Source organism: Streptomyces sp. WAC06614, from assembly GCF_003949795.1.
Taxonomy (GTDB): Bacteria; Actinomycetota; Actinomycetes; order Streptomycetales; family Streptomycetaceae; genus Streptomyces.
Genome location: NZ_RPRY01000768.1, coordinates 1 through 699, shown reverse-complemented (window position 1 = coordinate 699; position 699 = coordinate 1). Strand labels below are relative to the sequence as shown.

Annotated in this window: 1 protein-coding gene; it reads right to left on the bottom strand. The window is 69.4% G+C overall.

The window, feature by feature from the left end; genetic code table 11:
• Positions 1 to 699, bottom strand: a 699-nt coding sequence (locus EF918_RS36395) for an adenosylhomocysteinase (protein WP_125653035.1), incomplete at both ends; no start/stop codon positions are given.

The following is a 699-nucleotide window of genomic DNA, read 5'->3' as shown; positions in this document are numbered from 1 at the left end:
TTGCCGCCGATCAGGACGTCGGTGGCGCGGTTGATGCCGTCGATCAGGGAGTGGCGGCAGCCGTACTTGTTGTCGAACTTCGACTTGGTGACGGCGTCGTTCACGTTGATCGCCGGGAAGAGCAGGGTGCCGGCCTGCATCATCTCGTAGAGGCGGTGGACGCCGGTGGTGGTCTCCTCGGTCACGCCGCGGATGTCGGACGCGAGCTGCGTCCACTTCTGCGGGCTCTCCTTCAGCGTGCGGTTGAGCAGCGTCAGGATGTGGCCGTACTCCTCGGAGTCCGCGGTGGACGGGTCCGGGGCGGAGCCGGCCTTCTCGAACTCGACGCCCTTGTGGACGAGGAGGGTGGCGTCACCACCGTCGTCGAGGATCATGTTCGGGCCGCCGGTGGGGGTGCCCGGCCAGGTCAGGGCCTGCTCCGTGCACCACCAGTACTCCTCCAGGGTCTCGCCCTTCCAGGCGAAGACCGGGACGCCCTGCGGGTTCTCCGGGGTGCCGTTCGGGCCGACGGCGATGGCGGCGGCCGCGTGGTCCTGGGTGGAGAAGATGTTGCAGGAGGCCCAGCGGACCTCGGCGCCGAGGGCGACCAGGGTCTCGATCAGGACGGCCGTCTGCACGGTCATGTGCAGCGAGCCGGTGATCCGGGCGCCGGCCAGCGGCTGCGTGGCGGCGTACTCCTTGCGGATCGACATCAGGCCC